The organism is Pseudoalteromonas sp. A22, assembly GCF_018141345.1.
Taxonomy (GTDB): domain Bacteria; phylum Pseudomonadota; class Gammaproteobacteria; order Enterobacterales; family Alteromonadaceae; genus Pseudoalteromonas; species Pseudoalteromonas maricaloris.
In genome coordinates, this window is the sequence record NZ_CP047238.1 from 3,397,501 (window position 1) to 3,421,935 (window position 24,435).

Genomic DNA, 24,435 nt, shown 5'->3' on the forward strand with positions numbered 1-24,435 from the left:
TGCTTCATATTTTTAAAGAACGTTTCGAAACATTTCGTTGTTTCGAGGGATGTGCATTCTAAGCATTCCCGATTTTTTGTCAACACTTAATTTTGAATTTCTTGAGAAGAAGTTTCTAACTTAAGTTTTACTTGACGCTAACTCGTTGCTGCTTTGCTTTTCAGCGTAGCGCCCCGTGTCAGTGGGGTCGCATTATAGGGCGATCCGATTTTAGTGCAACCCTTTTTTTAAAGAAAATTGCGAAAAAACGTTTGTTCGAGCAAAAAGAAAACAATCCGAATATAGAACAAACAAAAACACCCGCATTAGGCGGGTGTTTTACTATATTTAAGCTCGGATAAAGTCTATAAATTAAAACTTATACTCGATACCTAAGCCTAGATAATCCTTTTCTACTTGGTTGTCTGCATCAAATGTTGAGTAGAAACCATAAACCTTCGCGTTTTTAGCAAGCTTGTAATCAACACCGACAGAAACACCATCTACTTTGTCACCGGCATCGAAGTCAATAACTTGATACTGCGCTTTCAATGTCGCATTGCCCAATTTGTACGCTGCATTCAGCAAGTACCCATCGGCCTCTGCACTTCCATCCACCTTTTCTTGTGTCTGGTACATTGCACCAAGTTTGAAGTCAGCTACCTTACCTTGAACAGTGAAACGAACCGTATCATAGCCATTTACTTCGCTATCTGCCGCAATCGCTGCATAGACAGCTGACTCTTTCAATCCAGCATCGCCGTATGTTAGCGCAGTAGAGAAACCGTTTTCACCTTCTTCGCTGTCTTCAGCAATAAAGCTTCCTAGTACTCTAAAGCCATTAAAGCTTGGCGACTTGTAGGAAATTGAATCACCTAAGCGGTTTTCGCCTTTAAAGAGTACCTTAATGTCACCCTCAAGGTCGTTGAACTGGTCTAACTTACCTTGAGACTGTTTTAATGCTGTGTCATTACGGCCGATAACCACTTCACCGAAGTTACCTTTTAAACCCACGTACTGATTACGTGCAGTAATATTGTCTTTATCACCTTTTGAATCAGCGTCAGAGACATCTACTTGGAACTCAAGCTTATAAATAACTTCTAAACCAGAGTCTAATTTCTCAGAACCTTTGAAACCAAAGCGAGAGGCGTTACTTTTAATTTCAGTAACTGAACCTGCACCATCGTCAGAAGATTGTACCGATACATTCGCTTTACCATAAACATCTACTTCAGCGTTTGCTTGAAAAGTGAATGCACTTAGTAATGATAGCGCTAAAGCAGTCTTAGTTAGTTTCATGTGTATTTCCTCAATATCGCAACACGTATTTTCAAAACACGCGCAGTTTGACACTGGTAAATGACAAAAATATTACACATAAAATATTTCTGAAAATAAAATGACACCCAACTTTAAGAAATGCGTCACAAAAGATTCATTATAAGAATTACTTCACCGCCCCCAGTAAATTTACGATGGTTTCTATTTGCTCTAGTTGGTCGTTGTCTTTGTGATATGCCACAAATATCTCTCTTGAGTTACTTTCTACTTCATCAACTTGAGTCAACCTTCCAGCCTCAATGGACTCTAACGCTAACGCTTCTGGCACAAATGCAGAGCCACCACACTGAAGAATAAGATCGAGTGCTATTCTGCCGGTGCTGGTTCTAAAATAAGGAGGGGTTGCGCCAGTGAACTGTTTTGCATGCCATAGAGAAAAAGCAGTTCCCCAATCAACATAAACATACTGGTTGTCAAAAAAGTCTTCCTTTGTTGCGTTATCAAAAGTGCTTACAGGAATAATAGCAAGATCGCTGATCGGCTTAACAACCAGTTCATCCACTTTTGGCGGATCGAATAGTACAGCAAGGTCCAGTGTTCGCTCTAATAATAGTCGCGTGCTTTCTTGCTGTGCTTTCACTTCAGCAACAAGCGATACTCCGGGCATAGCAGATACAATATGGTTAATCCCGAATTGTAAAAATGCGTCCCAAATATTAGCCGTGCCGCTCAATGACAATTGCTTGTGCATATTGTTTGCAAGCGCAACATCGACTTTGGCGCGCTGCATCCCAGTTAAGATCATTTTGGCGTGTGGTAACAACCTTTCACCTGGCGCAGTTAACTGAATATTGTTACGCTGGCGAATAAAAAGATTCACTCCTAAACTTTGCTCAAGCTGACGGATCCTAAAACTTACAGCTGACTGAGTGATGTATAAATTTTCTGCCGCTCGACCGAAGTGACGGGTTTTGACAACTTCGACAAAAGTTTTTAATAGATCTATGTCCATTTTTCTTCCTGACGATAAAAATTACTCGTTTAAAAAATTATAAAACTTGGTCCATACTCCAGCCAGATAATCTTAGAGGACTCAGTTATGGATCATAATTTAGCGACTTTGAAAAATGCATTTGCAAGCCCCAGAGCCTTTTATGATGACGCCAACTTCCCTAGAGGATTCGGACGCAGTGGTCACTTCACGCTACAAGAAGCCGAAATTCTTGAACGCTGTGGTGCCACATTAAGAAGCTTATACAGCAAAGCAGAAGAACCTCAAAACAGTTTCCAATCCCAGTTTGTTCAGGTAATGGAAGGGTTAATTCCTCCAACTAACGCTGTAGAAAAAGCCTGGACCAAATATTTGAAGCATACTACGTGTAAGACAAAGTTTCACACGCTATTTGGACGCTCTAAAGTTCAAAACGATGGTAGCGTGGTGATCCCGGTAGATATTGACGACGAGCTATAAGCGAAATCGTCTAAATCCTATCAAGCTTAGACGCCAACAGAGTAACCTTATTTCTGTCGTTGGTGTCTAAGCACTTCTATTATCAATCCCATTTCAATCTCGATTACCTCATCACCCCCTATCTTTCTCGTATTTTGTTCTTAGTCGTTATCTGTTTATTAGCACAAGCATTGCAATTAAGCGCAGTTAGGTTAAGAATTAGTAAAACAGGAAATGATTGGCGAAGGTTGTGTTACGGAAAATCTTAATCATTGAAGACACCCCCACCATTGCGAAGGTGCAAAAGCATATTGCAACCACTGTGGGATATCATGTAGATATTGCAGAGTCTTTGGCTGAAGCCAAAGCATTATTATCACAGCACGACTATTTTTGTGCCGTGGTAGATTTTGTGTTACCTGATGCGCCACTTGGAGAAGCTATTCCTTGCACGGTTGAAGCTGATATACCTACCATAGTGATGACTGGTAATCTTGAAAGTCAGACTCGCTCAATCGTTGAGCAATACCCCATCATCGACTATATCACCAAGGAAAATAAACAAGCCTATCATTATTTACGTCGCCAATTAGAACGCCTGCCAAGAAATGAAAATGTCAGAGTACTGGTTGTGGACGACTCTATTTCGTCGAGACACTATGTCTCAGCACTCCTCACTCGCCATAAATATCAGGTACTAGAAGCCTGTGATGGCATAGAGGCACTCGCGGTATTAAAAGACAATCCAGATATTTCAGTGATCATTACCGACAATGAAATGCCAAATATGCGAGGCGAAGAGTTATGTATCGAAATTAGGCGACTCTACACTGATGATGATAAAGCGATAATTGGTATATCTGGAGTTGAAACCGAAAATTTATCTACACGATTTTTGAAAAATGGTGCTAATGACTACCTCAGAAAACCCTTTAACGCTGAAGAGTTTTACTGCCGTCTTAGCCAGAACGTCGATATGCTAGAACATATTCAAACGATACGCCGACAAGCAAATACAGACTATCTAACCAGCTTGCCAAATCGACGCTACTTTTTCGATACCGTAAAGAAAAGCCTAAAAGCAAGACATAAAAAGGAGCTCTACGGGCTGATCGCTATGATAGATATAGATCATTTTAAGCAAGTAAATGACAAATATGGCCATGAAGGCGGCGATGCAGTGCTTGAGTCAATTGGCCAAGCGTTTGCTCAATACTTTCCCAATGATTTAGTCGCTCGATTAGGCGGCGAAGAGTTTGCGATATATTTTAAAGATACGGTGGCTGATCATTGCAAAGAAAGACTGGAGTGCTTTAGGGAATATTTAGAGCAAAGTAGTAACGAACTGACTGAACAGCAGATCTCATTTACCGTTTCAATGGGACTTGCCGCTCAGGTGACTACGGACATAGAAAGCCTGATAAAACGAGCCGATGAGCGTTTATATCAGGCGAAAGCTTCGGGAAGAAACCGCTTAGTTCACTAAGCGCTTTCTTTTATCTCGATAAGAATCAAAGCTAAACATCACCAGCGCTCCCCAAATAAAGGCAAACGTTATTGCTCGTTCTGCATCAAAGGCTTCCCCATAAAAGAGTACCGCCAATATGAACATTAAGCTCGGCCCGATATATTGAAAAAAGCCAAGTGTCGTGTAGGGTATCCGTTTTGCTGCTGCGGTAAAGCATAACAAAGGCAAAGTTGTCACCACACCCGCACTTATCAAAAGCGTGTTGGTGTACCAATCATTATTCCAAAGGTTGCTTGTGGCACTCGGCTCAACCCACCACCAATAAGCCAGTGCAATTGGGGTGAGAATAAGGGCTTCCACCAGCAATCCCGGAAGCGATTCAACCGCTAAAGTCTTACGTAACAATCCATATATCGCAAACGATCCCGCCAGTGAAAACGCAATGACAGGGAATGAGCCAAAACTAATTAACTGTAATACCACACCCACTATCGCTAATAGCACAGCAAACTTTTGCGCCGTTCTCAACCTTTCCGATAAGAACAGCATTCCCAATAGCACGTTAAGTAATGGGTTGATGTAATAACCCAAACTCGCGTCTAACATAAAGCCGTTATTCACTGACCAAATAAATAAACCCCAGTTAAAACCCAACAGCAACGCAGTGAGGGTCAACATCGCCAGCAACTTAGGATTAGCCAGTATGGCCTTAATTTTGGGCCATTGCTGTTTTGCCAGTACAATTAGTGCAATAAAAAATACAGACCACACAACGCGATGAATGAGTATCTCAATCGCGTCGACATGGACGAGTTGCTTAAAATAGATGGGTGCAAGTCCCCACATAAAAAAGGCGAGTACAGCGAGTAAGTGGCCTTTCTTTTGTTCTTCAATCACGGGCGTTTAACCTTTGGAGGGATCAACTAAGAGGTCAATCATTATACTCATTTTTACTAATCACGGCGATGAAAGTTCGATGAATTCACAATCACAAAGTTTAAAGCCTACAAGTGCTCAAAACTTATTCAAGTCTCTTAAGATTAGATAAAAAGCAAAGACAAGGTTCAAAAAAAGCTCTAAAATGACGCCGATGGATACCCTCGTAAGCACCCCAATTAACGACCCTCATTCAGTACTGAAAGATGTCTTTGGCTACAGTACGTTTAGAGATGGTCAGCTTGATATTATTCAGTCTAGCTTAGCTGGTCAGGATACGCTTGTACTACTGCCTACCGGCGGCGGTAAATCACTCTGTTACCAAGTCCCAGCAGCATTATTTGCAGGCGTGACAATTGTTATATCGCCACTTATCTCATTAATGCAAGATCAGGTCGCGCAGTTAAAAGCACAAGGCATAGCCGCTGAATATATCAACAACAGCGTCGCTTGGGAGCAGCAAAGAGATATCTATGACGCGCTTTTCCAAGGTCGTTTAAAGCTGCTTTACGTTGCACCAGAAAAGGCCTTACAACGAGACTTTATTGAACGCATATCCAACTGTAACATCAGTTTATTTGCCATTGATGAAGCTCACTGTGTATCCCACTGGGGACATGACTTTAGACCGCACTATTTTCGTTTAAAAGAATTGCGTCAACATTTTCCGTCTGTTCCGATGATGGCATTAACCGCAACGGCTGATTTAGCGACACGAAAAGATATTGTCCAGCAATTAGGTATGCAAGCACCATTTATCTATACCGGTAGCTTTGACAGACCCAATATTCGTTACACCATCGAAGAAAAGTTCAAACCCCTGTCGCAATTGATCCGCTATTTAAAAGAGCAAAAGGGGCAAAGTGGCATAATCTATTGTGGTAGCCGTAAACGTGTTGATGATATTGCCGAGAAGCTGATTGATGCCGGGTTCAATGCAGCTGGTTATCACGCAGGTCTAGATAATGATCAGCGCCAGTTTGTACAAAACCGCTTCGCCCGAGATGACATTCAAATCGTAGTTGCAACCGTTGCTTTTGGGATGGGGATCAATAAACCCAACGTGCGATTTGTGGTTCACTATGATATTCCTAAAAGTGTAGAAGCGTATTATCAAGAAACCGGCCGTGCAGGGCGAGATAGCTTAGCAGCTGAAGCCGTTATGTACTTTGATCCTGCAGATATTCCCCGCGTTAGACGCTTTTTTGAAGATATTCCAGACGAGCAACGTCGTAAGGTCGAAGAGCAGCGCTTTCAGGCGATGTCGAGTTTTGCTGAAGCGCAAACCTGTCGTCGTCAAATTTTGCTCAATTACTTCAGCGAATATCAACGTGAAGCATGCGGTAACTGTGATATTTGCCTTAATCCACCGAAACAATTTGATGGCACATTAGTTGCCCAACAAGCGTTATCGTGCGTATACCGCGCAGAACAACGCTTTGGCATTGGTTACATTGTGGATATTTTGCGTGGGGCAAATACCGCAAGGATCAGAGAACAAAATCACCATACCCTCTCAACCTATGGGATCGGGAAAGAGCACAGCAATGAATTTTGGCTGAGTATCTTACGTCAATTGATCCATCATGGTTTATTGAGTCAAGATATTACTCAAGGCGCAACGCTTAGATTAACAGAAGCCGCCCGCGCCGTACTTCGTGGCGAATATGTGCTACAACTCGCAGAACCAAGACTTGTAGCTAAGCATGTCTATCAAGATAAACTGGCTCAGTTTAATTACGATAAGAAACTATTTGCTAAGCTTCGTGCACTCAGAAAGCAGCTCGCAGATGAAGATGATGTACCGCCGTATGTTGTATTTAACGACCGAACGTTGGCTGAAATGGCACAAAGAACGCCAACAACTGATAGTGAGTTTTTGCAAGTATCTGGTGTCGGTTTTACTAAGCTCAGCAAGTACGGTGCCCCTTTCATGCAGCTCATTCGCAATTATTTGGAAAGAGAATAATGACTACACTCACTTTGGATAATTCACACGAGGTGATTATCGTCAGCTGTGAAATTACACCTCAAGACGATGAATTTGAACTTTGGGGGCAAATATTCTTACATCAAGATGAGATTCAATTAATTGAATTCTCTGCTGGCGCGGATAGACATCAGTGGCGTTTTTCATATAAAAGCTGTAATTTTAATTTAAATTTTGAACATTACAGTGAAAGTGTGTGGATAGCTCCTGATGGCGTTGATGCCTTAGAGCTCCTACCTTTCCTACGCCAACAACTTTCTCGTTAAGTCCACATAAAGCTCTTTAAGTCTATAAATATTATTACTTTTGTTGCAGAACTAAAGCAAGCTGCAACAATATAATCCATACTAAAGGAATATTAGACTTAAAGGCTCTGTGATGAATGTAAAGAGGATTTCGTGTAATAGTATTGTGCTAATGTGTAGCCTAAATGCAGCTGCGCAAGCTGAAAAAGTGCCTGCTGTTGATTTTGCTAATAGCTGTGGTAATAACCGAGTTGAAGCACAAAGCGACCAAAATCTTTCACGCCAGCTAGACAGCAAACAAGCCTATCCTGAGCCTGCAGAAGGTAAAAAGGTCGTCGCTATCACTCTAAAACAACTTAATGTTTTCGATACCGATAAACCTGAAGAAGACAATGCCCTATTCCGATTTGCCAACCGTTATCATATTCAAACCAAGCCCGAAGTATTAAAAAGCGTGCTCCTATTTCAGGAAGGGGATGCTTACAACCCAAGAAAACTCAGTGAATCCGAGCGACTCCTTCGCAATCAATCATACCTATATGATGCTCGTATCTATGCCGTGGAAAACTGTGATGGTGATATTTTAGTTACGGTTGTAACGCGGGATCTTTGGACACTATTGCCCGATTTAAGTTTTAGTCGTAGTGGTGGGGAAAATACTTCTCGAATTGGGTTTAGAGAAAGTAATTTATTTGGCTGGGGAAAGCGCCTTTCTTTTACCCACATACAAGAGGTCGACCGCTCTGGTTATCAGTTTGTCTATGATGACCCTAATATTTTAAACTCAAGATATCGTGGTCGCGTAGAATATTCAGATAATGACGATGGTGAACGCCACTATATTGATGTGAGCTATCCATTTTTTGCAACCGATACTCCATATAGTTATGGTTTTACAAGTTATTCAGACAAACGCGAAGAACCCATATATTCTGAAGGTGAAACAATCTCAGAGTTCAGTCAATCCACGGATGTCACGCAAGTCTACTTCGGACACTCAAAAGCGCTATCGGGCAGTTGGACTCGTCGTCTCATCGCAGGCGTTAGACATGAGCAACATACCTTCCGTGAGATAGCTGATACCACTTTACCCATTGCACAAGATAGAACGCTCACCTACCCTTATGTTCAAGCTCAGTGGTTTGAAGATTCCTATGTAAAGGTACGCAATTTCGACTCGATTTATCGTACAGAGGATCTTAATTTAGGTTGGAATATTAATGCTCTATTTGGCTATTCAGCCGAATCTTGGAGTGACGATACTGAGCGTCTTGTCTATTCATTTTCTGCCAATACAGCGCACTACACCTCAGATCACAGTTTATGGCGTTTTTATTTTGATGTTAGTGGCAACTGGAACAAAGACACAGATAAAACCGAAAACCTAATAGCGAAAACGACCTTTCAATACTATTTAAATACCAGCTTGTATGAGTCTTGGTTTATCAATGCAAGCTATACCTATGGAAATAACCTAACCTTTGATAATCAAATTACGTTAGGGGGGGAAACCGGGCTTCGCGGATACCCAATAAAATATCAACAAGGTAGTCGCAGTATGCTACTCAATATCGAAAAGCGCTATTACTGGGAATATGACTTACTGCGCTTATTCAAAATTGGCGGTGCGGCCTTTTTTGACGTGGGTCGCGCATACCACTCTCACCTACCGATTGAAGCTGATGAATCTGTCCTAAAAAATGTCGGCATTGGTTTACGTTTAGCACCTAGCCGAGCCAATTCAGATATCATGGTTCATATAGATTTGGCCGCGCCAATTAATGGCCCGGATAACGTCGATAGCGTACAGTGGCTATTAACGGTAAAAAATCGCTTTTAACGGTGTCGCACAACAATAAACATGATATAAAGCAGAAAAAATTTCTTAGGATACGACTTTGCATTTGTTAGATTTCGCACTCAGTCAATACAAGCTAATTGTAACTTTGGTGGCGCTATTATCCTTCCCACTATTGATGAAAGCATGTTGCAAACTCTTAGAAAAAGTAACACGCGGAAAAATAGACTCTCATCGTAAACAACGTGCCGACTTACTCGTTCGTGTACTCGTTGCCTTTGTATTCGTCTGTTTTATGCTCGTATTCTGGGGCATAGAACTTCGTGGTTTACTGGTGCTTGGTTCATCGTTATTTGCGATGCTTGGTGTTGCCATGTTTGCCGGTTGGTCATTACTTTCCAATCTGACTTCGTTTTTACTTATGTTTATTCAAAACGATTATCGCGTTGGGAATTGGGTAAGAATTGTCGACGGTGCAAACTTTGTTGAAGGCTGCATTGTAGAGATGGGACTGATGAGTGTAGTACTGCGCCATGTTGACGGCCATAAGGTCGTATATCCTAACAACTTGTTTGTTACTCGACCCGTTATGGTGCTTAGTCAGGAACCAGCTAAACCTAAACAGGTTCCAACACCAAGAAGAACATTAGGCCCTAAGAAATAGGGCCTATATCGTCAATAAAAGTTTCTAGCTGTTGTTCAACAATGCTATTTGCATGTGCAAAGTAAGCCAAATGAAAAACTGCGTCTCCTTCATTCACCAAAGGTAGCATTTGTTGGCCAATCACTATCCCACTACGAGGCGCGATAATCGCTTCTTCGCTTTGACCTAATGGACTGTCTATATAAGCCAAGATTTGACCTTTTGATACGCGTTCCCCCAAGTTAACTTGTGCTCGAACAATACCATCAACGTCTGCACGCACCCAACTTGTTGCAGCCGCGATAACTGCGTCATGACGTTGCTTCCTGCGACGTCCACGCAACATTCTGAGTTTACGCATGACATTTTCAACCCCTTGCAATCCAGCAGCAATGGCCAATGAGTCAAACCGCAACGCTTCTCCCGCCTCATAGGTGATAACAGGAATGTCCAATCCCGCCGCTTCACTTCGCAACGAGCCGTTACGCAGTCGCGCATCTATCGCAACCGGCGTACCAAACGCCATCGCCATTTCTTTGGTCATTTCGCAGGACAAGTCACCACGGATCTGCGGTAAATTAGAGCGATGAATCGCGCCGGTATGTAAATCGATAATATGGGTGCATTTTTTTACCACCAAATCGAAAAACATAGATGCCATTCGAGCCCCTAACGAGCCTTGCTCAGAACCTGGAAAACAGCGGTTTAGGTCTCGTCTATCAGGTAAATAGCGAGACTTATGAATAAAGCCAAAGATATTTACGATAGGCACCGCTATCAAGGTGCCACGTAGCGTTGCCGCATCGACTTTACTTAATAGCTGGCGCACGACCTCGACGCCATTTAATTCATCACCATGAATTGCGGCACAGACCAAAAGTACCGGTCCGGCCTCTGCGCCATTAACGACTTCAATCGGAATAGTCATTGGTGTGTGGGTGTAGAGCTTGGCCACTTCCAACTGGACAGTCTGCCTTTCAGCAACACCCACTCGTGTATCTAATAACGTAAAGGGTTGGTTGATTTTAACCTTTGCCACGTGTAGCAGTCCTTTTCGCCGCTGCATTCTTCTCGATAAAGGAGATGATCAAGCTAGCAATGTCTTTACCTGTTGCCTTTTCAATGCCCTCAAGGCCCGGAGATGAGTTCACTTCCATCACCAAAGGACCACGCTCTGAACGCAATAAATCTACACCGGCAACATTTAGGCCCATGGCTTTTGCTGCAGCAATTGCAGTGCGGCGCTCTTCCGGAGTGATTTTTACCAATGTCGCAGAACCACCTCGATGCAGATTTGAACGGAATTCGCCCTCTTGCGCTTGACGCTTCATCGCGGCAATGACACGGTCGCCGATAACGAAACAGCGAATGTCCGCACCACCAGCTTCTTTAATATACTCTTGCACCATGATGTTGGCTTTTAAGCCCATAAATGCTTCGATAACGCTTTCCGCCGCTTTTCGTGTCTCAGCTAACACCACACCAATACCTTGTGTGCCTTCTAGTAGCTTGATCACAACCGGTGTGCCGCCAACCATTTCCAGTAAGTCTTTAACGTCATCAGGCTTACTGGCAAAGCCTGTGATTGGCATGCCTACGCCTTTTCTTGACAGTAACTGTAATGAACGTAACTTATCTCTTGAGCGAGTGATTGCAACAGACTCATTCAATGGGTAAACCCCCATCATTTCAAACTGTCTGAGTACCGCACAACCATAAAACGTCACAGAGGCACCAATTCGCGGAACAATCGCATCAAAGCCGCTCAACTGCTGACCCTTAAAGTGAATTTCAGGCTCACTACTATTGATATTCATATAACAACGTAGCGCGTCAATAACCTCAACTTCATGCCCACGCTGCTCTGCCGCTTCAATTAAACGACGTGTTGAATACAAAGATTGATTCCTTGAAAGAATGCCAATTTTCATGATTTATCCGTTTTATTACTTAAGTATGACTGTTCTGGATCAACAAGGATGCGGCCTCGCATCGCCGTGCGGCCCAGTAACATTCTAAATTTCATGGTTTCTCTATTGCTTAGCGTGATTTCAATTGGCCAAGCCTGATTGCCGATAGTTAAATTTGTTTCTATTACATAACGTAGTTCTTTATGACCGCCTGAATCGGTAACAACGCGCTCATCTACTACTTTTGCTTCACTACAGACTTCATAGTCGGTATTGTCTTGTTTGGGATGGATCCAAAACCTTACCCAAAGTTCATCTTGTTCTGTTTTGAAAGGCTCAACCTTAAAGGCATGCAGACATGATGTTCTTGCTCCAGTATCTACTTTCGCTTTGATTTTTTCGATACCTAAATCAGGTAAGGAAAGCCACTCTCTCCAACCAACTGTGATCATATTATGCTCTCGTACAAAATGAGTTCGGACTTATACGCTGATTCAAGTCACTTGAAAAACAAAATAAATTTATCCTAAAGATAAAAACGCTCTGTTAAGCCAAGCACCTTAACTTACAGTAACACCACTTACACATTTTTCAAGGTAAAGCCCTATACTGAGCTAAAGTAAAATAGAGTATTCAAACAATTTATTTCATCGCCAAGATTTTAGGACCTGTTGACCTTTCAAGTTTGTTTTTGCAGCAGTTTGATTGCCATTTATACTAGGCAGAGCCTGCGTAGCATAGTTATTCTATGTAAATCAGGCGATAACACAGTAGAAATGCCAATCAAGCGCTGCCCTTTGGGTTCACCTGAGTGCGCTTTGTTCATTGTTGCTCAACTTTTGCCTAGATTACTAGGCGGCAAGTCGAGCGTCGCGATCAAAACACACTCAGGAGAACAAAAATCAAACAGCAAAGATCAACAGGTCCTAAATGAATTTGAAAATTAAATTATCTATGTCAGTCTTGGGACGAACTTTTTAATAGGAATTAGCTATGACTGGATTACTCCATGCGTTTGTGCTCGACGGTCAAGGTGGCGGTCGGCTACTTTGCGATCTGAGTGAAGTAAAATCCGTAATTCACAAGGAGCCACTTTGGCTCCATTTTGACTACAGCTTCGACGAAACGACCGAATGGCTGAAGCAACAAACGTTTTTGGATGACTGGGAAAGAGAAGCGCTAACCGCAGATGAAACTCGTCCGAGAACGGCTAATGGCGATGAAGGTTTGCTAGTGTTCTTACGTGGCGTGAACCTTAACCCCAAGCAAAGCCCTGAAGACATGGTTTCTATTCGCTGTTTTGCAAACGATAAACTACTTATCACCTGTCGTAAGCGCCATATTATGTCCGCCCAAGATATGCTGGCATCGCTTAAAAAGGGTCAAGGCGCAAAAAGTATCGGTGAGTTACTGTCTACATTGGTGATGCGACTTTCTGTGCGAATGCAAGACATCATCTGGCAAATAGAAGAACAGCTTGATGAATTTGAAGACGCGATGGAAAGCAGTGAGCAGCTGCCAAACTATCAGCAACTTTCAACATTAAGAAGGCAAACCATTGGTTTAAAACGCTATCTTAAGCCACAAAAGCTTGCTATTAGCGAACTGCTATTGGCAAAGATTGCTTGGCTAGATGAAGATCATCGACACATGATTGAAGAGGCGAGCAATGCCTTAAGTCGATATATCGAAGAATTAGAGGCAGCGATTGAGCGTGCACAAGTGATCCAAAATGCGATCACCAACCATCAAAATGAACAATTAAACCAAAGAATGTACGTGATGTCCGTCGTTGCAGCGTTATTCTTACCACTTGGATTTTTAACAGGCTTGTTAGGGGTAAATATTGGCGGTATTCCTGGCACTGAATGGGGTGGCGCATTTGCCTTTTTTGTTATTATGTTGGTGGTACTAACTGGCGGTATTGGCGTGTACTTTAAACGCAAAGGCTGGTTGTAAGTAGGAGTAAGCATTGGCGCTCTCGCTAGGGATCGAACCTAGAACTCAGCCTCCGGAGGGCTACGTGATATCCATTTCACCACGAGAGCGTCGCCAACATAATAATGCTAAGTGCAGGCAATTGCCAGACAATGTTTGCTATATGACTAATTAGTAACCTATTTTTTAAAAAAAGCTGTACTTTGGGCAAAAAACCAGTTATTCAACTATGCTTTGAAAATAATAAAATAGACTGATATTGCTGCCCGTTCAGAAATATCGCGATACATCATTGAGGATCCCAAATATGACACCGATGACAACAGAGCAAGTTGCAGAGTTTCTTGACGTAAAGGTTGAGCGCGTAAGACGCCTCGCACGAGAAAACTTGCTAGTCGCCAAAGACACTGATGCCAATGGCGAACCTATCTTTGACAAAGCCGATGTTGAAAAATACAAAGAGCTAGCACAGCGACTGGGTGGGATTTAAACTACCCAATAGTGATGGCCAGTAATGTGATCAAGGAATATCACATACTACTGGCTCAGCTTGTAGCTACAGTATCCACTGCTTCAGTAACTGCCTAAGCTTTTCGGCTTCTATCATTACGCCGCGCTGCTCGTACCATTGGATGCTAACAATCAAATAAATTTGGCAAAATACCGTCAGTTTAGCTTGAGCGTATGAAGGCATTGCTTGCCGCTTTAGAGAAAAGTAAGACTCAACTATCGTAAGTGCTGCTTCAACACCACAGCTAAAACTACACACCAGCGCTGCTAAATCAAAAAAGATGTCACTATGACAAGCATACTCAAAGTCGATTAACCGAATCCCCTCTGGGCTTTGAATAATATTGCTCATGACTAAGTCATTATGGCAAAACGCCTGATCCACAGGTAAAGAAGCTAAGCTTTCGATAAGCCATTCGATATCAACTAAGTGACGCAATTTCTCATCAATAGCCTGAACATAACCGACTAGGTCCAGCACCTCGTATACTTCAAGCTCTAAGCTATGCACCTGAATAACTTGTGCTAACAACGCAGTATTTAACTTTGGCTCAGCACACACTTCTGGCATAAAGGTGAATAGTGCCATACGAGTGCGTAGGTCGTACTGCAGTACTTTAGAAGTAATGCCTTGCTGTGCTAACTCATTCTGTGCCTTTAATGCCTCAGTAGGAATACCATGGCTATAGCATTTTAATAGGTAGCTTTCGCCCTTACTCACCATCAGGTAATTATTGTTACTCACACCCTTAGTTAGCTTTTCTAATCGCTCAGCTGAAACCTTGAATACGGTATCCACCTTTAGTTTTAATTTTTCAAGCTCAGAGTGCTGCAAGCGTCTTTCCTTGCTTAGCTTCATATTCTTCGTACCAACGCTTGTAGCCCCAACACGCCATCAAGGTGTAGAAAATAAATAGTACCAGCGTAGGATAGAAACCTTTAAGGTAATAAAGGTAGATGGAGGCTGCATCAATCACGACCCAATATAACCAGTTTTCAAGAATTTTCTTAGCCACTAAATAGGTCGTCACCACCGCAAAGCACGTGGTAAAGCTATCTAAATAGGCGAGATCTGCTGCCATATAATGCTTGGTGAAATACCCGAGCACAACGGAAACCACTGAAGTGATAACAATGATTGAAAGATGTTTTGATAACGACCAAGAAACAATATCACTGGGCTTGTTTTTGTCACCCTGACGCCACATCCACCAGCCAACAACGGCCATGACCATATAGTAAAAGTGCAGTAGTGATTCCATCACTAGTGCTCCGTTCCAGTACAGCACGGTATAGATGAAGGTGTTAATAAAGGCCACTGGCCAACACCAAATATTCTCTCGAATTGCCAGCAGTAAATAAGCTACAGCCAGCACCACAGCGATATACTCCCAACTCGACATCGCTGTGAACCCTGCAAAGGTTTCAGTAAACCAGTCCATTAATCGTAGGCACTATCAGCTGGAGATAAATCGCCTGAGATAAACTTACAAACAAAAATACATTTTCCGTAAGCTTCAAATGAGTGTTTCATTTCTTGATTCAATACTGAGGTCACTAAATCAAATTCACCAAAGACCTGAGTTGACATCGTATTTGTGATCACTTTGATCCCTTCATGCTCATTCAGCCTATCAATAAAACCTTTAATAAAAGGGATATAGTCTTGGTGCAGTGGGTATTTGCTTATTTCAACAGAAACTTGCATGGGCGCTCCTTACAAATGGCAGCCGATTATTAATGTTGCTGGTTTAGATTTTCCCCACCGGTAAAATCCGATTTTGGGGTATAGTTAATCCAATCTTGCTGATAGATAATTTTACCTTTTTCGTCAAACTTTAGCACTATCAGAAATCGCCAAGGCCCTAACTCGCGTGACGTATAATTAAAGCGATTAAAAACGCCTCTAGCAACCACAGTTCTAGTCGTGCTATCGACTATCTTATCTTCTACCACTAAGACGGGTTGTTCATCCAGCACAGCAAAATTCCCAGCAGACCAATTTAAAAAAGCCGTAATCTGATCTTTACCTTGTGCCTTATGGCCAAAAACCATATCTTCCAGCACGGCATCTTCGGCATAGAACTCGATAAACTGAGTAAAGTTCTGCCTCTGAGCATAGGTATTAAAGTAAGCATCGGCATGGCTGATGAATGTATCTTTCTTACTGATATTAACCGAGTTACTACAACCACTCAGTATTAATATAAAGAATAACAAGAACCGATAGCGCATCATAGCCACTCCAAAAGCCGTATTAATCGAGTATAAAAAAAGCGCCAGTAGCGCTTAATTCGACGATGATAAAATGTGTATTTTTATACTGTCACTATACCCAATGGTTTAGCGGTTTTCCACGCTCCACGGGTAAAGTCTGGAATACTCAATGATTCACTGCGATTAGCCACTGACTGAGCCGATAACGGAGAAATTACCGACCAAGCTGCACCGTCGTATACGTCTTGATCTAGCGCTTCACCATTGCGCAGGCAATAGATCATGCGCCAGAACATTAAAAAGTCCATACCACCATGACCACCATTGCGCTGTGCTTCTTCACCCATTTTCGTCCAAAGCGGATGGTCGTATTGTTTATACCATGAATCCATTTCGTAATCCCATTCATGGAAACTCTTAGCACCGCCTTGCTCTAACGCGATACGGTTAGGGAAACCAGCAAAGACCCCATTAGTTCCTTGAATAAGATTGTGACGAGAATAAGGCCTAGGCGTGGTCGTATCATGTTGTACCATGATACTGCGTCCTTTGATGGTCTTAATCATCGTGGTATTCATATCACCCGCAATATAATGTAGTTGATTGCGTTCATGATCTGCCGGAAATTCGCGTTTTGCATAGGCTGCACGACCTAGGGCGGGAGAACTCATAGAAGTTAAGTAATCAAAACGATCACCTCGGTTAATATTCATGTACTGAGATACTGGCCCTAAACCATGAGTTGGATATAGGTTACCATCTCGCTTAGTATGCCAGTGTGTACGCCATGAGCCGGTCTTGTGCTCAATTTCCTTCATTTGCCAACGTAGCTCATGAATATATGCAGCTTCACCATGCAATAACTCACCGAATACACCTTGGCGAACCATATTCAGTACCATCAACTCATCGCGACCGTAATTGACATTTTCCATCATCATACAGTTCTTTTGCGTGCGCTCTGCGGTGTCGACTATCTGCCACATTTCTTCAACGGTCAACGCTAAAGGCACTTCAACAAACGCGTGCTTACCACTATTCATGGTATCAATTGCCATCGGCGCGTGCCATTTCCAAGGCGTTGAAATGATAACGATGTCAATATCGTCCCGATTTAGCATTTCTTGATAAGCTAAGTCACCACCACGATACAGCGCAGGTTTCGGCAAACCTCGCTCGCGCACAAGATAGTCAGCCGATTTTTCAAGCACTTCATCATGGGTATCACAAATCGCGACAATACGTGCACCATCGATGTGACTCATGCGCTTTACATGACCATAGCCACGTTGGCCAACCCCAATAAAACCTACCCGAACCACGTCCATTTTTGGTGCTACGAGCCCAATGACAGAGCGGCCTTGTTGCTTAGGTACAATGCTATTATTTTGATTCGAGCTTGCGCACCCAGCTACTACACTCGCAGCCGCTGCCGCTCCTGCGGCTTTTAAAAAGTCGCGGCGGTTTATATTTTTCATTCTTACTCCTAAACGATACTTCTTAACAGCACTAATACTGCTCGCTATCAAGCTAACCTATCCCAATCTTAGGTTCAAAACATTGCGATAAAGCCGCAAAAAAAGCGCTTGAAGCGCTTTTTCTTAAAATATACTAAATCGTTAAATTGCTCTGATAATATTATTCAGACAATCCTCTTTTTCTAGCACACTGGAATACAACGCAAACTGGTTCTTCGCACGGTCAAGATTATGATTGGCTCTGTGGGTTGCAAAATAATTATCTCCATCTAAGTGATCTGTTAAAAATCGCAGACCTATCATGAATGGCATCACTTTGGCGCCAAGAATAAAACTGTCTTTTTCTGCTTCAGTCACACTGTCTTGTAACGGTTCAATATACCCTTGTGCCAACGCAGCAAAGATATTTTCTCTTACCTGCACATTACTCAAGTTCGTAGAGTCTTCAGCTTCTGGTGAACAGAAGGTGCGCACCATATCGCCAAAATCAAACAACCAGTTACCCGGCATACAAGTATCTAAGTCGATAACGGCTCGTGCTGCATCACTCTGTGTTGAAAACAGCATGTTGTTGATTTTGGTATCGTTGTGGCAAGCTCTAAGTGGTACTTGTTTTTGTGCCTGCTGCAATTCTTCTGCAAGTGCAAATTGCTGCTGAAAAGCGGCGATAACATCACTGCACTTTTCCGCGCGACCATGCTCATCTTTCGCTAGTACTTGGTTAAATGCGTCAATACGCATCGCCAAGTTATGAAAGTTTGGAATGACATGATGTAACTGCGCCGCATCAAAGTCATTTAGCGCATGTGCAAACTGCCCGAAGGCATTTGCAGCCGTTAATGCTTGTTGTTCGTTTGCCACTACGTCTTCGCTATAACTGCGGCCAATAAATGCAAGCGCACGCCAAACTTCGTCATTAATATCGACTAAATATTGGCCTGAACTCGTCGCTAGATGCTTAATGATAGCGAGACTATATTCACCATTTAAGGCTTTTGCTGTTAAGTGCTGTTCAATCGCTCGCGCATTTTCAACAAGGTGTAAAGGGTTTGGAAACACCGTGGTATTTAGCTTTTGTACTACCATGGTTTTGTGGTTGTCCTGCAACAGCATAGTCGTGTTGATATGACCACTACCGATCGGCTTCATTTTAGCTTCTTCACTAATGAGACCGTACTCATCAGCAAGTTGTTGCGCAACGGCTTGATACTCCATATTCACCTCAAAAGGAGTTAAGTCGGATGTAATTGTGTGGAGATGATTATCTTCCCTGACGTGCTTCATAAATCTTTCTCGCGACAATGTCTAGTTCGCTCTTATAAGTTATACCGTACCAATGTGATTTAGCTTGGTAGACCGACACGGTTTGTAGGCCCTTATTGATACTATGTTGGATACAATCCGGCAGATAATACTCTTTTTTGACACCGTTGTCATAATTCCTTAAAAACGCGTTAAACCCGACTTCTAATGAATCAAAAAGTGACGGTGTCACCCCCCAGCAGGTCATCGAAGCCAGCGCAGAGCTTGCTATCTTACACCGCTTACCTGCAATATCACCTGACAACTCGCCGTTTTCAAAGCGAATATCTAATGCCTCTTCAACCGAGTGTAGTTGTTGCGCTTGTACCTGACAAACGCCACGGTTTACTCCACCTTGATCTGATAAGGTATTTATAATTGGGTATGCGACCATCGCCATATTGCTATGATGCTGAAAATGTTCAACAAGCTGCTCAAATGCATCAGGCCCGTAATAATCATCCGCCGTAATAACTATCGCAGGCTTATCAACGTATGGTTTTGCACACAACAGTGCATGTCCTGTGCCCCATGGTTTTTCTCGCCCTGCCAAACAGTCGATAAATTCATTCGGAATATCGCTAAGCCGCTGCTGCACTAAAGTAATGTTCAGCGCCTTTGGCAATCGTGGCAATATCACATTTTCGATTAGACTTCGCACTTTATCATTGATGATCAAAATAACATCGCGCACACCAGCATGATGCGCATCAATTATGCTCAATTCCATAATGCTTTTATCGATACTTGGCAGCTCAGCAACCTGCTTATTACCACCAAAGCGGCTTCCTAATCCACCTGCCAAAATGATCAGCTTAGGGGGGTGTTCGATTCCTATCATTGAAAAAATATCAAAACTCAAATAAGCGGGTAAGTGTACTGAGCTTTTGCACAGAATAAAAGCAATTGCGAGGAAAGGCGTCCTCGCAATTAGTGTGAACTAGCTAAACTTTTGGCATAAGTATTTTATTTCTTGGTATTCAAGCAGTCCTTCCTGTGCTCCTTCTCGGCCAAGACCTGAAAACTTCACACCACCGAAAGGCGCTACAGGATTGGATATGATCCCTTCATTAATCCCAACCATGCCATACTCAAGCGCATGACTTACTCGCCTTATTTGATTGCCATCATTCGAATAAAAATAAGCAGCAAGCCCTTCTGGCACAGAGTTTGCCATTCTTACCACATCATCTTCACTCTCAAAATCAATAATGCTGACAATCGGTGCAAAAATTTCTTCATGGAAGATCCGCATGGTGCTATTTACACCCGTGATAACTACTGGTGCCATAAATTGGCCGTTTTGTTTATCGCCTTGATAAGCGATGCTCGCACCTTTAGCTAACGCATCTTCCAACAACTGCTGTGCTTTTTGTTTGGCCTCAAGTGAAATGAGTGGACCAATATCAACACCTTGCTCTAAGCCATTTCCCAAGGTGAGCGTGCTTACCTGCTGAGTGAGCGTATTGAGTAGCTCTGCCGCGATACCTTTCGCAACAAACACACGATTTGCGGCCACACAAGTTTGTCCTGCATTTCTAAACTTCGCGGCCATCAAGCCACTTACCGCTTGCTCAACATCAGCGCTGTCGAAAACAATAAATGGTGCATTACCACCAAGCTCCATTGACGTTCTTTTCACCGTATCGGCACATTGCTTCAACAACGCACTCCCCACTTGTGTTGACCCCGTAAACGTGAGTTTTCGCACCTGTGGTGACTCAGTAAGATGTGCTACTAACCCTTTAGAATCGTTAGTCACTAACACCTGAAAAGCGCCAACTTCCATTCCAGCCTGAATAGCCAGCTTTGCAAGGGCGATGGCCGCAAGAGGGGTTTTCTCAGAAGGCTTTAAAATAAAACTACAGCCTGCGGCATAAGCTGGTGCTACTTTTCTGGTGATCATCGCCAGTGGAAAATTCCACGGTGTGATCCCAAGTACAACACCAACCCCTTGCCTAATAGTCGTTAGCTCATGAGATTGAGAATGACTAGGAATAACCTGACCATAGGCGCGCTTGGCTTCTTCGCTATACCACTCAATAAATCCTGCAGCATAATCCGCCTCGGCAAGTGCCTCCTTAAGCGGTTTGCCTTGTTCCTTAGTGACGATTTCAGCCAACACCTGACGATGCTCTATTACTAATTCATACCATTTTCTAAGTACTTGACTACGGGCATGTGCTGTCGTGCTAGCGAGTTTTTCGAAGGTTTCAGCCGCTGCTTGCAGCGCTTTATCAGTTGCCTGATTATCCGCCTCCGAAACCTGAGCAAGGTGCTCTCCAGTTGCAGGATTAACCACATCGACATGCGTTTTACTATGATGTGCTTGGCCATTGATAAGTGAAAATTCGGGATTACTGATGAGTGACATAGCGTTCCTCCTAGAAAAGCAAAAAGCCGTAGTATAAGACTACGGCTTTTATTAAATTTGTCAGTAACAACCTAGGTTGTTAGCAGCTCTTAATGGTCTTCATTAACGATATTGAGATTGTACTTTGGAATTTCAACCACTAAGTCTTCATCACTAATTATCGCTTGGCAACCCAAACGAGACTCAGCTTCAAGACCCCATGCTTTATCTAGCATGTCATCTTCTAACTCATCGCTTTCTTCCAGCGAGTCAAAACCTTCACGAACAACGATATGGCACGTAGTACATGCACATGACTTTTCACAGGCATGTGGAATACTGATTCCGTTTTTCAACGCCACATCGAGTACAGTTTCACCCGTTTTCGCTTCGATTGCAGCACCTTCCGGACATAACTCTTCATGGGGTAAAAAGATAATTTGTGGCATATTACACCTCGTCTACCGACTGCCCTTGCAGTGCCTTTTTAATTGATTCATCCATACGGCGTGAAGCAAAATCACTACTCGCCTGATCGACTTCTTCGATCGCCTTTTTAATCTGCTCTGGATTGTCTGCACTTTCGCGAATTTGTGCAAGTTCAGTCATTGCACCACGCAGTGTATTGAGCTCATCTTCTGCCAACAGATGACCATCCGTTGCAAGCGATGCCTCTAACGCTTCCAACACACGCAGTGCTTCAACCTGCTGCTCTTTAAGCATACGAGCGCTCATGTCTTCTTTGGCATTGCTCATCGAATCTTTTAGCATTTGTGCTACTTGGTCATCGCTCAAACCAAACGACGGTTTTACCTGGATCTCAGCCTGCACACCTGTCGACTTTTCTTCAGCCGAAACACTCAATAGACCATCCGCGTCAACTCTAAAAGTGACTCGAATATGCGCAGCGCCTGCCGCCATTGGTGGAATGCCTTTTAGACTAAATTTAGCCAAGCTACGACAATCATCAACGAGTTCACGCTCACCTTGCAATACATGCAATGACATAGCAGTTTGACCATCTTTAAAGGTGGTAAACTCTTGTGCGCGTGCAACAGGAATAGTGGTATTACGCGGAATGATTTTTTCAACCAATCCACCCATAGTTTCTAAGCCTAAAGACAATGGCAATACATCAAGCAGTAACATGTCAGAGTCAGGCTTGTTACCCACTAAAATATCAGCTTGGATAGCAGCACCTAATGCCACTACACGGTCTGGATCGATTGATGTTAGCGGCTCTTTGGCAAAGAAACGCCCGACTTCTTCACGCACCACCGGCATACGAGTCGAACCACCCACCATTACAACCTGTAAGACTTCTTCTGCTGTGACATCGGCGTCTTTTAACGCGCGGCGACAAGAGCGCAAAGTCTTTTTAATCAATGGCATTGCCATTTCAGCAAATGTTTGACGCGTGATCGAAACTACCAATTTTTGCTCGCGAACTGGTAGCTCTACGTTTACCGTTTCATAGCTTGAAAGCGCTTCTTTACAGGCTCTTGCCTTATTGATAAACAAGCGTAGCTCTTTTGGGTTTAAATCAAATAGCTGCGTTTGCTGTTTGAAGAAATCGACCAACAATGAATCAAAGTCATCACCACCGAGGCTTGAATCACCACCGGTTGATAATACCTCAAACACTCCTTGGTTTAAGCGTAAGATAGAAATATCAAACGTACCACCACCAAGGTCATAAACCGCAATCACACCTTCTTGACCAGAGTCTAGGCCGTAAGCTACTGCAGCTGCAGTCGGCTCATTGAGAAGTCTTAATACTTTTAGACCAGCAAGCTCAGCTGCGTCTTTTGTACTTTGCCTTTGTGCATCATCAAAATACGCAGGTACAGTGATCACTGCGCCCATTACATCTTCACCAGCAAAGCTATCAATAGCACGTTGGTGTAATGTTTTTAAAATTTCAGCGGAGGCTTGCACTGGGCTTACAGCGCCAGCTACGGTTTCAATAGCAAGCGAACCGTTATTATCGACAAAGTTATAAGGCAACTGACCATAGCTTTGTTCTATTTCAGACTGCGTTTTACCTAAAAAACGTTTTACAGAAATAAGCGTATTAGTCGGGTCTTCAGCAGAAGCGGCTTGGGCTTGTTCACCAACGATAACCTCTGAGTCGGTGTACCTTACTACCGACGGCAGCATAGGTTTACCCATTAAATCGCTAAGGGTCTTCGTTTCGCCACTTTGTACTGTTGCCACAAGAGAGTTCGTGGTACCTAAGTCAATACCAATCGCTAATTTATGCTCATGAGGTGCCGCGCTCTGCCCCGGCTCAGCAATTTGCAATAATGCCATAATGCTCTTTTCACTTTAACGTTTGTTGATGCTATACATCATCAATCGAATAATTCATCTTCGATACGTGCTAATTCGTCGCGTAACTTGTAGACAAACTTTAGCTTACGAATATTGTCTGCTGCGGCTTCTAATGTGCTCATGTCATCGCTTTGAAGCTGCTCGGCAAGGGAGGCGCTAAACTCTGTATCTAACGCTTTAATCTGTGTTTCGAACTCTGCAATCGCGCCGTCAGGATCCGCCGCATCAGGCAATTCTTCTAATGCTTCGCGCAGCTCCATCTGTTGCATTAAAAACATCGGATCTTGCAACGTTTGTTGCTCCGCACGTATGTCTACCCCCTTTTCGCTTAGCATATACTCGGCGCGTTTAACTGGGTGTTTAAGTACCGCTAGCGCGTCATTGATCTCTGCGGTTTTCTGTACCGCGAGCAACTTCTCACGCTCACTTCTACCAGCAAATCTATCTGGGTGAACTGCACGCTGTAGCTCTAAATAGCCTTGATTTAGTTTGTTTAAATCAACGTGATAATCAACAGGTAAATCAAATAATTCAAAATAACGCATACGCACCTAATACAGCAAAGCCCCACCAAGGCAGGGCTTTAAGCTATTCACTGTT

The 24,435-nt window shown here is 43.1% G+C and carries 25 protein-coding genes and 1 tRNA gene; 8 read left to right on the forward strand and 18 right to left on the reverse strand.

Going from position 1 to position 24,435, the window contains the following annotated elements:
• Positions 1-351: 351 nt before the first annotated feature.
• Positions 352-1,281, reverse strand: a complete 930-nt coding sequence (locus GSF04_RS20195; protein WP_010607243.1) for a porin — start codon at positions 1,279-1,281, stop codon at positions 352-354.
• A 148-nt stretch (positions 1,282-1,429) separates the two neighbouring features.
• The gene (locus GSF04_RS20200; RefSeq protein WP_010607242.1) at positions 1,430-2,275 is read right to left on the reverse strand and encodes a LysR family transcriptional regulator; all 846 of its coding nucleotides are present in this window, start codon (positions 2,273-2,275) and stop codon (positions 1,430-1,432) included.
• An 87-nt stretch (positions 2,276-2,362) separates the two neighbouring features.
• Between GSF04_RS20200 and maoP the strand changes: the two genes are divergently transcribed.
• A complete protein-coding gene (gene maoP, locus GSF04_RS20205; RefSeq protein ID WP_010607241.1) occupies positions 2,363-2,734 on the forward strand; it encodes a DUF413 domain-containing protein in 372 nt (123 codons plus the stop codon).
• A gap of 229 nt (positions 2,735-2,963) precedes the next feature.
• Positions 2,964-4,199, forward strand: a complete 1,236-nt coding sequence (locus GSF04_RS20210; RefSeq protein WP_211858615.1) for a response regulator — start codon at positions 2,964-2,966, stop codon at positions 4,197-4,199.
• Here the strand turns inward: GSF04_RS20210 and rarD are convergent.
• Positions 4,188-5,027 carry an EamA family transporter RarD gene (gene rarD, locus GSF04_RS20215; protein ID WP_211200999.1) on the reverse strand — a complete coding sequence of 280 codons (840 nt, stop codon included), beginning with the start codon at positions 5,025-5,027 and terminating at the stop codon, positions 4,188-4,190. The genes GSF04_RS20210 and rarD overlap by 12 nt on opposite strands.
• A 244-nt stretch (positions 5,028-5,271) precedes the next feature.
• On the opposite strand from rarD, the gene recQ reads away from it, so the two are divergent.
• The 4 genes from recQ (at position 5,272) to GSF04_RS20235 (ending at position 9,814) form a co-directional block, all read left to right on the forward strand.
• On the forward strand, positions 5,272-7,086 hold the full coding sequence (gene recQ, locus GSF04_RS20220; protein ID WP_045988914.1) for a DNA helicase RecQ: 1,815 nt from the start codon (positions 5,272-5,274) through the stop codon (positions 7,084-7,086).
• Entirely contained in the window at positions 7,086-7,373 is a 288-nt protein-coding gene (locus tag GSF04_RS20225; protein WP_039493070.1) for a DUF3630 family protein, read from the forward strand. The genes recQ and GSF04_RS20225 overlap by 1 nt, the downstream gene beginning before the upstream one ends.
• 151 nt (positions 7,374-7,524) lie before the next feature.
• Complete coding sequence (locus tag GSF04_RS20230; protein WP_130127004.1) at positions 7,525-9,192, forward strand: POTRA domain-containing protein; 1,668 nt, start codon at positions 7,525-7,527, stop codon at positions 9,190-9,192.
• Positions 9,193-9,250: 58 nt separating this feature from the next.
• Positions 9,251-9,814, forward strand: coding sequence for a mechanosensitive ion channel domain-containing protein (locus GSF04_RS20235; protein WP_010378993.1), 564 nt, complete (start codon positions 9,251-9,253; stop codon positions 9,812-9,814).
• Here GSF04_RS20235 and GSF04_RS20240 read toward each other — a convergent pair.
• From GSF04_RS20240 to GSF04_RS20250, 3 genes are read right to left on the reverse strand one after another with little or no spacing between them, the layout of a single operon-like run.
• Complete coding sequence (locus GSF04_RS20240) at positions 9,804-10,832, reverse strand: succinylglutamate desuccinylase/aspartoacylase family protein (protein WP_010378992.1); 1,029 nt, start codon at positions 10,830-10,832, stop codon at positions 9,804-9,806. The two genes, GSF04_RS20235 and GSF04_RS20240, sit on opposite strands and share 11 nt — an antisense overlap.
• Positions 10,819-11,724, reverse strand: a complete 906-nt coding sequence (gene rimK / locus GSF04_RS20245) for a 30S ribosomal protein S6--L-glutamate ligase (RefSeq protein WP_010378991.1) — start codon at positions 11,722-11,724, stop codon at positions 10,819-10,821. The genes GSF04_RS20240 and rimK overlap by 14 nt, the downstream gene beginning before the upstream one ends.
• Positions 11,721-12,155 carry an ATP-dependent zinc protease gene (locus tag GSF04_RS20250; RefSeq protein WP_010378990.1) on the reverse strand — a complete coding sequence of 145 codons (435 nt, stop codon included), beginning with the start codon at positions 12,153-12,155 and terminating at the stop codon, positions 11,721-11,723. Before GSF04_RS20250 ends, rimK begins: the two co-directional genes overlap by 4 nt.
• A gap of 541 nt (positions 12,156-12,696) precedes the next feature.
• Between GSF04_RS20250 and GSF04_RS20255 the strand changes: the two genes are divergently transcribed.
• Positions 12,697-13,662 carry a zinc transporter ZntB gene (locus GSF04_RS20255; RefSeq protein ID WP_010607232.1) on the forward strand — a complete coding sequence of 322 codons (966 nt, stop codon included), beginning with the start codon at positions 12,697-12,699 and terminating at the stop codon, positions 13,660-13,662.
• A gap of 14 nt (positions 13,663-13,676) precedes the next feature.
• Here GSF04_RS20255 and GSF04_RS20260 read toward each other — a convergent pair.
• Positions 13,677-13,751: transfer RNA gene (locus tag GSF04_RS20260), tRNA-Arg, on the reverse strand.
• 197 nt (positions 13,752-13,948) lie between these two features.
• Between GSF04_RS20260 and GSF04_RS20265 the strand changes: the two genes are divergently transcribed.
• Positions 13,949-14,131 carry a helix-turn-helix domain-containing protein gene (locus GSF04_RS20265; RefSeq protein ID WP_010607231.1) on the forward strand — a complete coding sequence of 61 codons (183 nt, stop codon included), beginning with the start codon at positions 13,949-13,951 and terminating at the stop codon, positions 14,129-14,131.
• Positions 14,132-14,197: 66 nt separating this feature from the next.
• Here the strand turns inward: GSF04_RS20265 and GSF04_RS20270 are convergent, their stop codons facing one another.
• The 11 genes from GSF04_RS20270 to hscB all read right to left on the reverse strand — a co-directional run bounded on the left by GSF04_RS20270 (position 14,198) and on the right by hscB (position 24,380).
• The gene (locus GSF04_RS20270; RefSeq protein WP_249122421.1) at positions 14,198-15,010 is read right to left on the reverse strand and encodes a phosphotransferase; all 813 of its coding nucleotides are present in this window, start codon (positions 15,008-15,010) and stop codon (positions 14,198-14,200) included.
• Positions 14,973-15,593 (reverse strand): nicotinamide riboside transporter PnuC, encoded by a 621-nt coding sequence (gene pnuC / locus GSF04_RS20275; protein ID WP_039493061.1) that lies wholly within the window; start codon positions 15,591-15,593, stop codon positions 14,973-14,975. Before pnuC ends, GSF04_RS20270 begins: the two co-directional genes overlap by 38 nt.
• Positions 15,593-15,859 carry a YkoF family thiamine/hydroxymethylpyrimidine-binding protein gene (locus GSF04_RS20280; protein ID WP_010607228.1) on the reverse strand — a complete coding sequence of 89 codons (267 nt, stop codon included), beginning with the start codon at positions 15,857-15,859 and terminating at the stop codon, positions 15,593-15,595. The genes pnuC and GSF04_RS20280 overlap by 1 nt, the downstream gene beginning before the upstream one ends.
• Before the next feature lie 29 nt (positions 15,860-15,888).
• Entirely contained in the window at positions 15,889-16,389 is a 501-nt protein-coding gene (locus GSF04_RS20285; protein ID WP_249122422.1) for a nuclear transport factor 2 family protein, read from the reverse strand.
• Between the two features lie 80 nt (positions 16,390-16,469).
• Entirely contained in the window at positions 16,470-17,846 is a 1,377-nt protein-coding gene (locus tag GSF04_RS20290) for a Gfo/Idh/MocA family oxidoreductase (RefSeq protein ID WP_211858617.1), read from the reverse strand.
• 141 nt (positions 17,847-17,987) lie between these two features.
• Positions 17,988-19,061 carry an aminoglycoside phosphotransferase family protein gene (locus GSF04_RS20295; protein WP_045988907.1) on the reverse strand — a complete coding sequence of 358 codons (1,074 nt, stop codon included), beginning with the start codon at positions 19,059-19,061 and terminating at the stop codon, positions 17,988-17,990.
• A 46-nt stretch (positions 19,062-19,107) separates the two neighbouring features.
• Positions 19,108-19,989 (reverse strand): NTP transferase domain-containing protein, encoded by an 882-nt coding sequence (locus GSF04_RS20300; protein WP_069022632.1) that lies wholly within the window; start codon positions 19,987-19,989, stop codon positions 19,108-19,110.
• A gap of 99 nt (positions 19,990-20,088) precedes the next feature.
• Positions 20,089-21,522, reverse strand: a complete 1,434-nt coding sequence (locus GSF04_RS20305) for an NAD-dependent succinate-semialdehyde dehydrogenase (protein WP_211858619.1) — start codon at positions 21,520-21,522, stop codon at positions 20,089-20,091.
• An 89-nt stretch (positions 21,523-21,611) separates the two neighbouring features.
• Positions 21,612-21,950: an ISC system 2Fe-2S type ferredoxin gene (fdx, locus tag GSF04_RS20310; protein WP_010607222.1), complete on the reverse strand. Its 339-nt coding sequence runs from the start codon at positions 21,948-21,950 to the stop codon at positions 21,612-21,614.
• A gap of 1 nt (position 21,951) precedes the next feature.
• Complete coding sequence (gene hscA, locus GSF04_RS20315) at positions 21,952-23,814, reverse strand: Fe-S protein assembly chaperone HscA (RefSeq protein WP_211858620.1); 1,863 nt, start codon at positions 23,812-23,814, stop codon at positions 21,952-21,954.
• Positions 23,815-23,855: 41 nt separating this feature from the next.
• Positions 23,856-24,380, reverse strand: a complete 525-nt coding sequence (hscB, locus tag GSF04_RS20320; protein WP_211858621.1) for a co-chaperone HscB — start codon at positions 24,378-24,380, stop codon at positions 23,856-23,858.
• Positions 24,381-24,435: the final 55 nt, after the last annotated feature.

What these genes read in the sequence shown, in the direction of transcription:
- GSF04_RS20305 (WP_211858619.1), bottom strand. Translation starts at nt 21,522, where the DNA reads ATGTCACTCATCAGTAATCCCGAATTTTCACTTATCAATGGCCAAGCA.
- hscB (WP_211858621.1), bottom strand. Translation starts at nt 24,380, where the DNA reads ATGCGTTATTTTGAATTATTTGATTTACCTGTTGATTATCACGTTGAT.
- GSF04_RS20195 (WP_010607243.1), bottom strand. Translation starts at nt 1,281, where the DNA reads ATGAAACTAACTAAGACTGCTTTAGCGCTATCATTACTAAGTGCATTC.
- GSF04_RS20270 (WP_249122421.1), bottom strand. Translation starts at nt 15,010, where the DNA reads ATGAAGCTAAGCAAGGAAAGACGCTTGCAGCACTCTGAGCTTGAAAAA.
- GSF04_RS20295 (WP_045988907.1), bottom strand. Translation starts at nt 19,061, where the DNA reads ATGGAGTATCAAGCCGTTGCGCAACAACTTGCTGATGAGTACGGTCTC.
- pnuC (WP_039493061.1), bottom strand. Translation starts at nt 15,593, where the DNA reads ATGGACTGGTTTACTGAAACCTTTGCAGGGTTCACAGCGATGTCGAGT.
- fdx (WP_010607222.1), bottom strand. Translation starts at nt 21,950, where the DNA reads ATGCCACAAATTATCTTTTTACCCCATGAAGAGTTATGTCCGGAAGGT.
- GSF04_RS20265 (WP_010607231.1), top strand. Translation starts at nt 13,949, where the DNA reads ATGACACCGATGACAACAGAGCAAGTTGCAGAGTTTCTTGACGTAAAG.
- rimK (WP_010378991.1), bottom strand. Translation starts at nt 11,724, where the DNA reads ATGAAAATTGGCATTCTTTCAAGGAATCAATCTTTGTATTCAACACGT.
- GSF04_RS20300 (WP_069022632.1), bottom strand. Translation starts at nt 19,989, where the DNA reads ATGATAGGAATCGAACACCCCCCTAAGCTGATCATTTTGGCAGGTGGA.
- maoP (WP_010607241.1), top strand. Translation starts at nt 2,363, where the DNA reads ATGGATCATAATTTAGCGACTTTGAAAAATGCATTTGCAAGCCCCAGA.
- GSF04_RS20285 (WP_249122422.1), bottom strand. Translation starts at nt 16,389, where the DNA reads ATGATGCGCTATCGGTTCTTGTTATTCTTTATATTAATACTGAGTGGT.
- GSF04_RS20280 (WP_010607228.1), bottom strand. Translation starts at nt 15,859, where the DNA reads ATGCAAGTTTCTGTTGAAATAAGCAAATACCCACTGCACCAAGACTAT.
- GSF04_RS20230 (WP_130127004.1), top strand. Translation starts at nt 7,525, where the DNA reads ATGTGTAGCCTAAATGCAGCTGCGCAAGCTGAAAAAGTGCCTGCTGTT.
- GSF04_RS20250 (WP_010378990.1), bottom strand. Translation starts at nt 12,155, where the DNA reads ATGATCACAGTTGGTTGGAGAGAGTGGCTTTCCTTACCTGATTTAGGT.
- recQ (WP_045988914.1), top strand. Translation starts at nt 5,272, where the DNA reads ATGGATACCCTCGTAAGCACCCCAATTAACGACCCTCATTCAGTACTG.
- GSF04_RS20255 (WP_010607232.1), top strand. Translation starts at nt 12,697, where the DNA reads ATGACTGGATTACTCCATGCGTTTGTGCTCGACGGTCAAGGTGGCGGT.
- GSF04_RS20225 (WP_039493070.1), top strand. Translation starts at nt 7,086, where the DNA reads ATGACTACACTCACTTTGGATAATTCACACGAGGTGATTATCGTCAGC.
- rarD (WP_211200999.1), bottom strand. Translation starts at nt 5,027, where the DNA reads ATGTGGGGACTTGCACCCATCTATTTTAAGCAACTCGTCCATGTCGAC.
- GSF04_RS20290 (WP_211858617.1), bottom strand. Translation starts at nt 17,846, where the DNA reads ATGAAAAATATAAACCGCCGCGACTTTTTAAAAGCCGCAGGAGCGGCA.
- hscA (WP_211858620.1), bottom strand. Translation starts at nt 23,814, where the DNA reads ATGGCATTATTGCAAATTGCTGAGCCGGGGCAGAGCGCGGCACCTCAT.
- GSF04_RS20200 (WP_010607242.1), bottom strand. Translation starts at nt 2,275, where the DNA reads ATGGACATAGATCTATTAAAAACTTTTGTCGAAGTTGTCAAAACCCGT.